This is a genomic window from Priestia megaterium NBRC 15308 = ATCC 14581 (assembly GCF_000832985.1).
GTDB lineage: Bacteria > Bacillota > Bacilli > Bacillales > Bacillaceae_H > Priestia > Priestia megaterium.
This window is the reverse complement of record NZ_CP009920.1, coordinates 4233025-4246543: the sequence shown is the minus strand read 5'-3', so window position 1 is coordinate 4246543 and position 13519 is coordinate 4233025. Positions and strand designations below refer to the sequence as shown.

The following is a 13519-nucleotide window of genomic DNA, read 5'->3' as shown; positions in this document are numbered from 1 at the left end:
TTACTGAGCTACCGCTTCTTGTTGTTTTGCCGATGCTTTCTTTTCTTGTTTTGCATTTTCCTCAAACGCACTCATAGCTGCTTCTTCTTCCGTTAGTCCAGCTGCCTTTTGCTCTTCAATGCGATTCATCATGCGTTTATAATCATTCGGAATCACTTTTACAAATTTTGAAAGTGATTGTTCCCAATTTTCCAAGACAAATGCTGCTTTATGACTGTTCGTATATTTCAGATGATTTGAAACCATCTCTTTTACTTCTTCTGCTTCTTCGCCTTTTAAGCCCTCAAACCCAATCATGTCTTTATTGCAAAGGTTTTTGAATGCTTCTTGATCATCAGCAAATACGTAAGCAATACCGCCTGACATTCCTGCACCAAAGTTTTTACCTACATCGCCTAATACGACAACACGTCCGCCAGTCATATATTCACAGCCGTGATCGCCAATTCCTTCAACCACTACGTTCACACCGCTGTTACGAACTGCAAAACGTTCCCCTGCTAGACCGCTAACATAGGCTTCACCGCTTGTTGCACCGTAAAATGCAACGTTCCCAACGATAACATTCTCGCCTGACACAGCTGTTGTTTCCTTAGGTGGAGCAACAATGATTTTACCTCCTGATAAACCTTTTCCGATATAATCATTTGCATCTCCAGTTAGATACATAGACATTCCTTTTGGAACAAACGCACCAAAACTTTGTCCTGCTGAGCCAGTGAATCGAAGAGTAATCGTATCTTCTGGCAGACCTTTCTCACCGTAACGTTTTGTAACTTCACTTCCCACAATTGTTCCAGCTACACGGTTAATATTAGAAATTGGAAGTTCTAACTCGACTTGATACTTATGCTCGATTGCTTGCTGTACCGCAGGCAAAATCTTTTGCATATCAAGAGATTCGTCAATTTTATGATTTTGAGGTGTTTTAAAGGTACGTACACCTTCAGCTTGATATAAAAGAGTTGTTAAGTCTAAGTGCTGAGCCTTCCAGTGATTTTTTGCACGTTCGCTAACGCTTAATACGTCTGTACGTCCAACCATTTCATCCACTGTTTTAAATCCAAGTTCAGCCATAATTTCGCGCACTTCTTGTGCAACAAATTTCATATAGTTAACGATGTGGTCCGCTTCTCCGAGGAACTTTTTACGAAGCTCTGGATTTTGCGTCGCCACTCCAACTGGGCATGTATCTAAGTGACACGCACGCATCATGATACAGCCTAAAACAATTAAAGGCGCCGTAGCAAAACCAAACTCTTCTGCTCCTAGAAGTGCTGCCATGACTACATCTTTACCCGTCATTAATTTCCCGTCTGTTTCAAGCACTACTTTTTCACGAAGACCATTTAACATAAGTGTTTGATGAGCTTCTGCTAAGCCAAGTTCCCACGGTAGTCCAGTATGTTTAATACTTGTTTTTGGAGATGCTCCCGTACCTCCGTCGTAACCGCTAATGACAATAACATCCGCTACTCCTTTTGCTACTCCGGCAGCAATCGTTCCTACACCTGCTTTTGAAACGAGCTTGACGCTGATTCGTGCATCACGGTTTATATTTTTCAAGTCGTGAATAAGCTGCGCTAAATCTTCAATCGAATAAATATCGTGGTGTGGAGGAGGTGAAATTAAGCCTACTCCTGGCGTTGATCCACGCACATCTGCTACCCATGGATATACTTTGTTTCCTGGAAGCTGACCACCTTCTCCAGGTTTTGCACCTTGTGCCATTTTAATTTGAAGCTCATCTGCATTCACAAGGTAGTGACTTTTCACCCCAAAACGCCCAGAAGCGATTTGTTTAATCGCACTGCGGCGATTATCTCCATTCTCATCCAGAGTGTAGCGGCTAGGATGCTCGCCGCCTTCTCCACTGTTGCTGCGTGCCCCTAAACGGTTCATCGCAATCGCTAATGTTTCATGAGCTTCTTGACTTAAAGATCCAAACGACATAGCACCTGATTTAAAACGTTTTACAATCGAATCAACTGATTCCACTTCATCAATGGAGATAGATGAACGCGATCCATTAAACGAGAACAGATTGCGCAAGAAACCGATGCGTTCTTCATTAGCCGATTCAGAGAATTTTTTAAATAAGCTGTAATCTCCCTTACGGCAAGCCCATTGCAGCGTGTGAATTGTTTTTGGATTAAACGCATGATGCTCGCCCGTGTGTCTCCACTGGAAGTCACTTCCTGATTCTAACGTTTGCTCAATTGTTTCAACATAAGCATTGTCATGACGCGTTTTTGCTTCTTTTGCGATAACATCTAAACCGATACCGCCAAGCTGCGAGGCAGTACCTGTAAAATATTGCTCGATAACCTCTGCACTGATTCCAACTGCTTCAAAAATTTGTGCGCCCCGATAACTTTGCACCGTTGAAATACCCATTTTAGACATTACTTTTACGACACCTTCAGTAACGGCTTTTACGTATTTCTCAACAGCATAATCATACGATACGTTTAACGTACCTGCGTTAATTTCATTTTGATATGTTGCAAAAGTAAGATATGGATTAATTGCGTCTGCGCCGTAACCAATCAGCGCTGCAAAATGGTGCACTTCACGCGCTTCTCCCGTTTCCACTACAATGCTCGCCTTTGTACGGTTTCCTTTTCGCACTAGGTGCTGGTGCAGCCCGCTGACCGCTAATAAAGCTGGAATAGCTACGGATTGAGCTCCCGCTTCACGGTCTGTCAGAACAAGGATGCTAGCACCTGCGTTAATTGCCGCTTCAGCTTCAGCAAATACGCGATCAAGATCTGCTTTTAAATCATTTGTAAATACAGCAGATATAACGGCACTTTTGAAATCCGGATGAATGGCAGACTTCAGCTGATCAGTTTGATCGTTTGTTAAAACCGGCGTCTCAAGCTGAATTCGATGAATGTTTTCTTTGGTTGGATGCAGTAAATTCCCTTCTGCACCAAGCAATGTCATTGTCGATGTAACCAACTGTTCACGAATAGCATCAATCGGTGGATTCGTTACTTGAGCAAATAGCTGCTTAAAGTAATTGAACAGCGATTGAGGAAGATCAGACAACACGGCTAATGGAGTATCGTTACCCATTGAACCAAGCGGATCTTTTCCTTCTGTAATAACTGGAACTAAATATTTATGAATATCTTCATACGTGTAGCCAAATGACTTCTGGCGGATGACCAAATCATCGAAGTATTCAGATTTTTCTCCTTGTACTTCTGGCAACGTTACCAGCTGTTCATCTAACCACTCTTGATAAGGCTCAGCCTGTGCCATTTCAGATTTAATTTCTTCGTCTGAAATAATTCGGCCCTCCTCTAAATCGATTAGAAGCATTTTACCTGGGCTTAAACGATCTTTATATAATACATTTTCATCTTCAACATCAATGACGCCTACTTCTGATGAAAGTATGATGTAATCATCTTTTGTAACATAGTAGCGAGCTGGACGTAGACCGTTACGGTCTAAAATAGCACCGATTTGCTTTCCATCCGTAAACGAAATAGCAGTCGGACCATCCCATGGCTCCATTAATGCGCTATGATACTCATAGAAAGCACGTTTTTCTTTTGACATGTGCGGATTCTCAGACCAAGGCTCTGGAATAAGCATCATCGCTGCATGCGCTGGCTTACGGCCGGCCAATACAAAGAACTCTAGCGCATTATCTAACATGGAGGAGTCGCTTCCTTCAGCATCTAAAATCGGAAGAACCTTCGGCAAATCCTTACCAAATGCGTCCGAAACAAACTGTTGTTCACGTGCTCTCATCCAGTTTTGATTACCGCGAAGCGTATTGATTTCACCGTTATGAATTAAATAACGGTTTGGATGTGCTCTTTCCCAGCTTGGGAACGTGTTTGTGCTAAAGCGAGAATGCACTAAAGCGAACGCTGAAGTAAAATCTTCATCTTGTAGGTCAAGATAAAAAGCATCAACTTGTTCAGGCGTTAATAACCCTTTGTACACAATTGTTCTACTTGAAAGACTCGTAAAATAAAAACGGTTTTGACGCGCCTGCGCCCAATTTTCCGCTTGCTTACGAATAACATATAGCTTGCGTTCAAACGCTAAGTCATCTTGAATACTGTCATTTGCCCCAATAAATACTTGTCGTACGTACGGACAGCTTTCTTTTGCAACTTTTCCGATTTTTCCGACATTTACAGGTACAGTTCTCCAACCTAGTAACGTTTGTCCCTCTTCTTCAATTAATTTATTAATATAAGCTTCGATTTCTCGACGCTCGTCTTCGTTATTTGAGAAAAAGATCATTCCAACTCCATAACGACCTTTTTCTGGCAAGTTCAATTCACCGCATGTCTTTTTAAAGAACGCGTGTGGAATTTGTACCATTAATCCAGCTCCATCTCCTGTTAGCGGATCGCTTCCCTGTCCGCCTCGATGGTCAAGCTGGCAAAGCATATTTAGTCCTTTTTTAACGATATCATGTGACGCTACGCCTTTCAATTGAGCGTATAGTCCGATTCCACATGCATCGTGCTCAAATTCAGGACGGTAGAGACCTTGAGCTTTTGGCATTTGATTGTATGTCATCTTCTTCTCCCCCGTTCGTTTTCTTTATCTTTTTAAGATCACCTGTTTACATTGTAAGTTTTCAAATCAATATAAACAATATATAATTTAGATAAAACTAATCTAATTTTGATATATATAGATGGAGGATGCCTATGGAACTGCGTCAATTACGCTATTTTATGGAAGTTGCAAAAAGAGAACACGTATCTGAGGCGGCAGAATATCTGCATGTAGCTCAATCAGCGATCAGCCGTCAAATCGCGAACCTGGAATCTGAGCTAGGTGTTAGTTTATTCAAACGCGAAGGAAGAAATGTCAAGTTAACAGCAATAGGAAAAGTCTTTCTTGAGCATACAGAAACGGCTATGAAAGCTATTGACTATGCAAAAGAACAAATTGATGAATACCTGGATCCCGAAAGAGGAACGATTAAAATCGGATTTCCCACAAGCCTTGCCAGTCACCTTCTTCCTACTATTATATCAGCCTTTAAAGAAGAACACCCAAATGTTGCTTTTCATCTTAGACAAGGTTCGTATAAATTTTTAATTGAATCGGTTAAAAAAAGAGATATTAATATTGCTTTTTTAGGCCCTGTACCTGTAGAGGACCAGAGTATAGAAGGCCATATTCTATTCACTGAAAATCTTTTAGCCCTTGTTCCTTCTCATCATCCGCTCGCTGAACGGGATAACATTCGGCTGCGAGATTTAAGAAATGAAGATTTTGTGCTATTTCCAAAAGGATTCATTTTACATAAAATGGCCTTCGACGCTTGCAAACAAGCAGGATTCATGCCCAATATTTCATCTGAAGGAGAAGATTTAGATGCGATTAAAGGTCTTGTATCCGCAGGAATCGGCGTCACGCTTCTTCCTGAAAGCACAGTGTCTGAAACGACTCCTCGTTTTACGACTAAACTCCCTATTCATACGCCGCAGCTTCAGCGTACAGTCGGAATGATTATTCCTCGAAATCGTGATTTAGCACCTTCTGATAAAATTTTTTATAAGTTTGTCAAAACCTTTTTTGAACGACTGGAGCAGTATAAATAAGAGAGGCTCCCTGCCTCTCTTATTCTTTGCTTTATACACTATTCCTCAGCTGATCAATTGTATAAGTAGCTCTTCTTCCCCTAAAGCTAACAGGCATTGACGCTTACCGGACTCTTTCTTATACTGAAGTAACTGACTAAAAAGAAACAAGGTGACTGCTATGGATTTTAAAATTAATTTTTTATCATTTTACGTAATACAAGTAGAAGGAAAAGAAGAACAGGCTTCTAAACAATATAAGCATTTTCAAACGCTTGATACAGAAGAATATGACGAAAGTTCCATTAAAGATTTTTTAGATGGTGAATTTAAAAAAATTGTAAAACGTAAAGTAGAGCGACACCCCAAAGCAGAACAAGTGCCTACAAAGCTCGGGTATTTTATAGTTGAACCAGGACACGCTCTCGACTCAAACCCTAATTATAATTTATTTCACCGCACTCGTTTTGCCACAACCAAAGAAGAATTTGAAGAAAATAGCGAACAGTTTATCAATGCATACCTTGATACTGCAGCCGTTCGAGGAGGAGCATTTTTAGTTGTATCTGCTGTTCCAAGAAAATATTTTGATCATGCTTTTGTGTTTATTTTAAAATGTGACTTCGAACCAAAAGTGGCTTCAATTTCAGATGAATCAACCCTTATTCGTCACGTAGAAATGGCGATTACTACTAAAAACATGAAATCTATTCAATACCCATACATGCCTGAAGAAGGAATGGTCGAAGAAAGTGAACTTGTCATCCACCAAGCGTCTCACGCTCGTTACTTTGAAGATTTCTTGAAATTCATTGACTACAACGAGCCGATGCCCGAGATTATGAAAACACAAGTGATGGATATGGTGCGTGAACACGTCAGCGAAACGTTTGAAGCAGAAAGCATAGAACTCGAACAGTTTGAATCAGACATGGAACTGTGGGCAACAAGTGAAAAGCGCGAGCTTCAAGAACGCTTAGATACGCATCAAGTCATGGAAGCGACCGCTCATATCGTCGAGCATACGCCTGATGCGGAGCTTAAAATGAAGCTTGGCGAAACAGAGATTAAAGGACTGTTAGCTGATTTCGGGGAAAATATTCACTTAGCGAAAGTGAACGGACGCTACGTGGCGTTAATTGAAGCCGAATCGATTCTGTTTGAAAAAGGCGCGTCTCCGATTGAGTTTCATAAGCCGGGTGATTTGCACGGGATTATTGAGAAAATCAACAGTAAGAAATGGGAAGAATAAATAAAAGCCAGAGAGTACAACATAGCTCTCTGGCTTTTATTTAACTGAAAAACCAGCTCTATTTATCCACCTTAATTCTCTACTAATTGGCTCACGGAAACATTTTGTTCATTTTCCGGCTTACCTAGCGGATAAATTCTTACCGTATCATTTTCTTCGCTTACATGTTGAATATAAACGGCCGTATCGTTATACGTAACGTTAGCCATAACGGGTGAATCAGCAATTTGTTTTGCTCGCTGCTTGTCCATGTTTCTTCCCCCCTCTATGCTGATATACATATAAGGTTTGCTCAAAGAATAGATGCTATTCGCCCCCTAGAGCAGTTCTACCGTTTTTTAGCGGTGCAGTAGCCAAGGTAAAAAACGAAAGAAGTATAGGTAATGAATGCAGCTCCAGCCAGCAAGAGCATTTTGTGATGATGCCAAAGGGCCGCATATGTTTTGATGAAGATTCCCTTTGTAAGTAAAATATATTGATACACAATAAAAGCAACCACTAAAGCAAGAAACAGCACTCGAAACAAACGAATGAAATCAATGTTAGATAAAATGGAAGCAGCTTTTACCCAGGGCGATGTAGGAGGCTCCGCTTTTTTAGTGCTTCGGCTCTTCGACTTTTGTTTCTTTGCAGGCGGAGCTTTTGATTCTTCTATTTTAGGTGCTGGTTTTTGTTTTCCTTGAGCCATCGGTCACTTTCCCTCTTTCTTAAATAAAGTGTCTAAAAAAGAAGCTTTTCTATTTTGCATATTCAAGAAAGAACCGGCTATCTCCTTTTGACTTTTAAAAATACTTTCCTTTTTTAAATACAGAATGTCTTTAGGTATGTGCCTATAGCATTTTTCTTATCTTCGCATACGTTATATCGTGTTTGATTTGAAATTACTATCTAAAAGGAGCGGTGCCCTAATGAACCCTTATTATTTCAACCCTGGATACATTCCTCAGCAAGTTGATTACTCAGTTCAACAATACTATCCCCCTTACGTACCACAGCATGAAGAATACGATGAAAGACAGCAGCTTCAAAATCTTGGAGGATTTGAACGAAGAATTCGTGCCCTTGAGAGACAAAATGAGGAGCAAGTCAGAGAAATTACTCGTTTAAATCGAGTTGTGGAGCGACATACTGATCGTATAAACAGATTAAATCAGCGCTTACGCAATGTAGAAAGAAGACTTAACATTCCATTTACAGCAAGCCAGGACGGATTTTAAACTCACCTTAAGCATTCCCGTTTCTTTTGAGCGAGAATGCTTTTTTACATGTCTTCCGTCATTTTTGATAGCACAAAGGATATTTGATTAAACTTTACATAAAATAAAATTTGACTATGAAAAAGAAAAGGAGAAAATCACATGAAATCCCCTGTTGTTATTTGTCCTAACTGTCATTCTCAAAAAGAGCTTGCTACCGTTTTAACTGCTCAGTCCAATCAAAACGTTATCTATACATGCTCAGCTTGCGGCTATAAGCTGACAAACATTAAAACAAGCAAAGGATAATCAGTATCTCTCACCTCACTTAGTACCTATACTCAATACGTTCTTCTGTCCATATACAAAAATTAACGTTTACGTAAATGTTATTAATTTTGTATACTGATAGTATTATGGGAAAGGGAGTTGAAGAAGTTGAAGTTTAAAATGAAGGAACGCGGGCAGCTGCATTTGAGTCCCGAAGGAAAACAATTAATTTTAGACTTGTACGAATCAAATATGATGGAATCTGTAAATGAAGCTTTGGATGCTGAAACAAGAAGCTTTCACAGTGGAAAAGCCGATGGGATACAGGCTATTTTACTTCTTTTAGGGGTACAGCTAGAAGAAAACACTTCACAATCATAAATGAATGCGCTATAAAAACCGTAAAAGCAGACGCACTCTTCTGGTGAATGCGCCTGCTTTTTATGATTCTTCCTGCTCAAATTTTACAATTGCAGTCTTAGCACGATCTCTCAGTGACAAAAGGTCAGACTCTACTTTTAAGATATTCTTCTTTTTCTGTTCAATCAGCTTGAGCTGCTCTTCTACCGTATGTAACACTTGCTCTAACTTTTCTTTTTGTTGACTTGTTCCTTTCACTTGCCTATAATCCATCTTTTGTATTTCAAGAGTATCACTTAAAGCAAGAAATTCCTGTAATTCTTGAAGTGAAAAACCCATGACTTCTTTGGCATTCGTAATCTTCTTTAAAAATTCTACATGTTCTTCGGTGTACAGACGAAATCCACCTTCACTTCTTGGAGGTGCTGGCATCAGTCCAATTTGTTCATAATAACGAATTGTACGTTTTGTTAAACCGCTTTGCTTCGCTACATCATCTATTTTTAGTTCACTCATTTTTAAATCCCCTTTAATCAATTAACAATGTCAACTTTTCATACTTGTTACTATTATACACTAACGCTAGATATCTCAAAACAAATCTGAACAGCTGTGCACTTATTTAAAAATAAATAAGCAATTTCTTTACCCTTTTTTAGAGTAAAAAAATTGCTTATACAGTATATTATGCTGGATTCTTTTCTCTAAAACCTTATCATAAGGGCCGTTTTTGTTAATTTACGATTTAGCATACAAATTAATAAATTTGTTTTTGAGAGTTCTTATTTCTATCCACTAAATGTTTATTAACTTGTATGTAGCCTTCTCTTTCTGTACTAGCCCCGCCTGCGCTGAGTACACCGATAGCCACGCATGCTATCCAACCTAATTTCATTATAACAGAAAGCGCTTACATAATAAAGTGTTATGCTTTAATTTCTAAAAAGTTATAAATGAAATCAGCAGGTCTTTTTCCACCTCCTGCTGATTTGTTAAATAGAACCGTCAAGATACAGCTTTATCAAACAGTAAATAAGTCGTCCTAATAAGCTACTTTATAAATCAAAAACCGTTCATATGGGTTTTTACGATCCAACTCTGGCAGCATTACGTCTTCTTTTAAAATAAAAGAAGGGTGTTTTTCGAGATGATGAAGATAATCCTCCGAACTATAATATAAAATCAAATCAATCTCGCGCTTATTCTCTTCCCACGAAAGCAAAATATTGTTCACTACTTGGATAAAGATTTGAACTGAAAAAGGATTAAAAAAATAGAAGCAGTTGTCTAGTGGATGAATCTTATATTCCTGGGCTAAACAACACTGAAAATGAATAGGATGTTTGCGGCCCTTGGCTTTTTTCAAATAGCGCCTCTGGTTATCTATGGCCTGCTCATAAAAATGTTCATTCATTTCTATCCCTACAGCGGTGGCATTGCACAGGTAGTTCACATAAAAATTCAGCCTTCCTTTTCCACATCCGAAGTCGACAATTCTATCACTGCTTGTTAGCTCATACTGAGTGAAAAGTGTTTCTAATGCACTATAAGGCGTGGGTTCATAACGATGGTAATGAAATGAATCGTTGAATCCCTTTTGTTCTCCCGTTGTTTTTATATTTAATAAAGCGTCATAATATTGCTCATTCATGGCCAATCTCCTGTTTATAGTTGTTGAAAAAGAGAAAGAAGGACAGATGCCCTTCTTTCTCACTCTACTTTCACACGCATTTCTGATATTTTAAGACCAATCTCTTCGATTAACTGCACAGCTTCCGCTCGCTTTTGATCATCTAATATGCTGATTCCCCGTACGTCTACGCTTTTTAAATATCGATAAGAGGCTTTAAGACGTTCTAAGGTATCCTCTTGGTCAAATGTTTTCATCATTATCTCCTCCAGTATATGTAGTTACTATATGTATACCACAAACATGTCCGTAATAAATCTAACCTGTTTAATAAATACTATAACGTATCTGATTTATCTAAGAGGAAATGCACTTCTAATAGCTGATATATACTCAAAAAATTCTTGGGTTTTCGAATTTTTACGTTCATTTCTCGTGTTAGTTGCAAAAAAAGCTTCTCTTTGCGCTTTACTTATCTCAATTTGCACACCCATCCGCCTAGCTGTTTTATTGGTTATATTTCTAGGGCTTGTACCGGAAAAAGGGTCTTGATCTGATAAAATTTCTGTACTAAAACCTTTAGAAACAAGCGCTTCATACACTTTGGATCTTAATGCCTTGTCAGCACCGCCGATTTTAGTGTGTTTTTTATTTTTATCATTGTACCCATGAAAAGATACGGCATAGTCTTCTTTCGATATAATAGTTAGCGCATGAGGTTCATCAAAATGAGTGGATGTGATATGAAGATCGGCATTTCCTGCTTTCTTTAACCCTTCAAATATATAATACGAGTATTCGTTTCCTGCTAGCCCAACAGCAAGTTCGGATGTTCCAGTTTCGATACCTCCGCCGTGTATCGCAAGCATAATAATGTTAGAAGGTCTGATTTCGAATTGAATTTTGTAGTCTTGGTTGTATACTTCATGAGAGGCAAGTTCAGAGAAGCTAGCATATTTATCTGGCATCATATATCCTCCTTGTGAATAAGACATAGTAAACAAACTTATTAGTTCTTTCTTTAATGTACCACATCTTTTCTTTCATCACATACTATGTGATTGCAATTACCAATAAATATGGTACGATTAAGTTCGAGTTTCTTGCTCGTTAAAAGTTCACCAGATAGTCAAAATTTTCATTTTTAAGCATTCCATTTTTATCTTATAATAAAGGATGTACTTATTTTTAATTGGTAATTCGACATTTTTCTTTGTTTTTTTAAAAAGTTCAAGGAATGTTAACAAATTTTACGAGCAACCTTGATGTAATTACGATATTTTTTTGTTAAAATAGTTTAGTTGATTAATAAAGATTAGGTTTATTCATGTAGGAATAAGCTCAAAAAGGAGAATTGCTGTGAAAAATACCGAAGTTATCACAAAGGAATCACTTCCTATCAATCAGTATTTTTCCCGGGAAGTAATCAGTGCTATTATAAAAACTGGGATTATTAAATCGAACTCACTAGGAATGGTTGCTGGGCTTTGTCTCGCAATTGCTGTTAATGACTTAAGCTTTGTGACACAAATTCCTATCATTATTTTGGCTTTAATTGGGACATCCTTTGTCGTAGGAGGAGCTGGGGCAGTTAATAACTTCTATGACCGTGATATTGATGCAATCATGAAACGTACGAAAGACAGACCGACGGTAACAGGAGCGGTCAACCCTAAATTTGCTCTATGGTTAGGACTGGCTTTATTTGTTATCGGTGTAGGTATTTTATTTTTAGTTTCTAACATGGCCGCCATTATGGGTATTTTAGGATTTTTCTTTTATGTAGTGCCTTATACTATGCTTACAAAACGTACAACCATTTATAATACCGAAGTCGGAAGTATTTCTGGAGCTATGCCTCCAATCATTGGCTGGGCCGCTATTTCACCAGACTTATTTCATCCGGTAGCAATTGGATTGTTTGTATTTATGTTTTTATGGCAGCCTCCTCACTTCTACGCTATTGCGATTAGAAGACTTGAGGAATATAAAGCCGCAGGTGTACCAATGCTTCCTGTAGTAAAAGGTATCCGTCGTTCCAAAGTCCAAACGCTTGTATACCTAGTGATTTTACTAGCGTCATCTTTCTTATTTTTATCGTTTAGTAAAATTATCGCATTTACAATGTTCGGTTTAACACTAGTGTGGATGCTTCTTGGGATTGTTGGATTTAAAAAATTAGAAGATACAAAATGGGCTACTTTAATGTTTGTGTTCTCATTGAACCATCTTACGATTATTTTTGCCCTGATGATTATACTGTCATTTTTTAAATAATAAACGTTCAAAAGCAGGTAGCTATCAGCTACCTGCTTTTATACTAGATACATCTTTTGCTTTCAGTGAAATCATTCCTCCGTATCTCGCCGAAACTGCTCCACCTAACGCGTTGGCAAACCTTGTGTACTGCTTCCGTGACTCCTCACTTTCAGGTAATCCTTTTTCATGAATACACCAGAGAATTCCTGCCATAAATGCATCACCCGCTCCCGTCGTGTCTATCGCCTGCACTTCATTTGCACTTACATGAAGCGCTTGATTTGCAGTAACGGCTACTGCGCCATTTTCTCCTTGAGTGACCCATACGTACGGAATATGATACGCTCTCAGTTTTTCTAGGCTTTCTGTCAGATCTGTTGAATTCATCAAAAATAGGAGCTCCTCTTGAGAGATTTTCAAAATGTCTGTTTCGGACAAAAACGGTGTCACGATATTTCTACATGCTACTTCACTTTCCCATCTTTTCATTCGAATATTTGGATCAAACGCTACAAGCATACGATGTTTTTTTGCGAGCTTCACAGCTTCTTTTGTAGTTTCCTGGGAAATCGGATGAAACAACGTCCCTGATCCAAAATAAAAAATCGCTGCCTGCTCAAATAAAGCTTCCTGCAGCTCATGTTTGTACACTTGCTCATGAGGTGTAGAATCTATGTAGGAATGGAAGTAACGATCTCCTTCTTTACTTTTATGTACATACACTTCACAAACTTTTTTAATCTCCGATATTACACAGCCGCTTTGATTCACTCTTTCAATTAAAAGCTTCTTTCTTACAAAATCACTTGTTTCATCACTGCCTAACTTGCAGATATAATATGCTTTTGCTCCTAACTTCTGAACTCCGACTGCTATATTAACCGTTGTGCCTCCTAAAAAAGGGTCAAAGCTGGTGTTAAATTCGTTTTTAGCAATATAATCAATAAATGCCTCACCGTATGAAATAACTCCTTTTTTCACG

14 protein-coding genes are annotated in these 13519 nt (G+C 38.6%); 6 read left to right on the top strand and 8 right to left on the bottom strand.

The genetic code is table 11. From position 1 onward, the window contains the following. Positions 1–4554: a glutamate synthase large subunit gene (gene gltB, locus BG04_RS21745; protein ID WP_034652609.1), complete on the bottom strand. Its 4554-nt coding sequence runs from the start codon at positions 4552–4554 to the stop codon at positions 1–3. Between the two features lie 134 nt (positions 4555–4688). On the opposite strand from gltB, the gene gltC reads away from it, so the two are divergent. Further along, complete coding sequence (gltC, locus tag BG04_RS21740; protein WP_013056801.1) at positions 4689–5591, top strand: glutamate biosynthesis transcriptional regulator GltC; 903 nt, start codon at positions 4689–4691, stop codon at positions 5589–5591. Between the two features lie 160 nt (positions 5592–5751). After that, positions 5752–6822 (top strand): DUF3900 domain-containing protein, encoded by a 1071-nt coding sequence (locus BG04_RS21735; RefSeq protein ID WP_034652612.1) that lies wholly within the window; start codon positions 5752–5754, stop codon positions 6820–6822. 71 nt (positions 6823–6893) lie between these two features. Here BG04_RS21735 and BG04_RS21730 read toward each other — a convergent pair whose 3' ends face one another. Both BG04_RS21730 and BG04_RS21725 read right to left on the bottom strand, forming a co-directional pair. Beyond that, positions 6894–7073, bottom strand: a complete 180-nt coding sequence (locus BG04_RS21730; RefSeq protein WP_016763902.1) for an H-type small acid-soluble spore protein — start codon at positions 7071–7073, stop codon at positions 6894–6896. A 77-nt stretch (positions 7074–7150) separates the two neighbouring features. After that, positions 7151–7510: a hypothetical protein gene (locus tag BG04_RS21725; protein WP_016763901.1), complete on the bottom strand. Its 360-nt coding sequence runs from the start codon at positions 7508–7510 to the stop codon at positions 7151–7153. Between the two features lie 220 nt (positions 7511–7730). Here BG04_RS21725 and BG04_RS21720 point away from each other — a divergent pair, with 220 nt between their 5' ends. From BG04_RS21720 to BG04_RS21715, 3 genes are all read left to right on the top strand, one after another. Next, complete coding sequence (locus BG04_RS21720; protein WP_013056797.1) at positions 7731–8039, top strand: flagellar hook-associated protein FlgK; 309 nt, start codon at positions 7731–7733, stop codon at positions 8037–8039. A gap of 141 nt (positions 8040–8180) precedes the next feature. Next, positions 8181–8327 carry a hypothetical protein gene (locus BG04_RS30380; protein ID WP_013056796.1) on the top strand — a complete coding sequence of 49 codons (147 nt, stop codon included), beginning with the start codon at positions 8181–8183 and terminating at the stop codon, positions 8325–8327. A gap of 129 nt (positions 8328–8456) precedes the next feature. Continuing rightward, positions 8457–8669 carry a hypothetical protein gene (locus BG04_RS21715; RefSeq protein ID WP_013056795.1) on the top strand — a complete coding sequence of 71 codons (213 nt, stop codon included), beginning with the start codon at positions 8457–8459 and terminating at the stop codon, positions 8667–8669. Between the two features lie 60 nt (positions 8670–8729). Here the strand turns inward: BG04_RS21715 and BG04_RS21710 are convergent, their stop codons facing one another. The 4 genes from BG04_RS21710 to BG04_RS21700 form a co-directional block, all read right to left on the bottom strand. Beyond that, positions 8730–9164, bottom strand: a complete 435-nt coding sequence (locus BG04_RS21710) for a MerR family transcriptional regulator (protein ID WP_013056794.1) — start codon at positions 9162–9164, stop codon at positions 8730–8732. A 526-nt stretch (positions 9165–9690) separates the two neighbouring features. Next, the gene (locus tag BG04_RS21705; RefSeq protein ID WP_034652615.1) at positions 9691–10299 is read right to left on the bottom strand and encodes a methyltransferase; all 609 of its coding nucleotides are present in this window, start codon (positions 10297–10299) and stop codon (positions 9691–9693) included. 59 nt (positions 10300–10358) lie between these two features. Continuing rightward, positions 10359–10538 (bottom strand): hypothetical protein, encoded by a 180-nt coding sequence (locus BG04_RS30375; RefSeq protein ID WP_129542313.1) that lies wholly within the window; start codon positions 10536–10538, stop codon positions 10359–10361. Between the two features lie 93 nt (positions 10539–10631). Continuing rightward, positions 10632–11249 carry a poly-gamma-glutamate hydrolase family protein gene (locus BG04_RS21700; RefSeq protein WP_013082923.1) on the bottom strand — a complete coding sequence of 206 codons (618 nt, stop codon included), beginning with the start codon at positions 11247–11249 and terminating at the stop codon, positions 10632–10634. Between the two features lie 388 nt (positions 11250–11637). Here BG04_RS21700 and cyoE point away from each other — a divergent pair, with 388 nt between their 5' ends. Next, positions 11638–12555, top strand: a complete 918-nt coding sequence (gene cyoE, locus BG04_RS21695; protein ID WP_016763895.1) for a heme o synthase — start codon at positions 11638–11640, stop codon at positions 12553–12555. Positions 12556–12579: 24 nt separating this feature from the next. Here the strand turns inward: cyoE and BG04_RS21690 are convergent, their stop codons facing one another. Further along, positions 12580–13518, bottom strand: a complete 939-nt coding sequence (locus tag BG04_RS21690; RefSeq protein ID WP_034652618.1) for a carbohydrate kinase family protein — start codon at positions 13516–13518, stop codon at positions 12580–12582. Position 13519 lies beyond the last annotated feature (1 nt).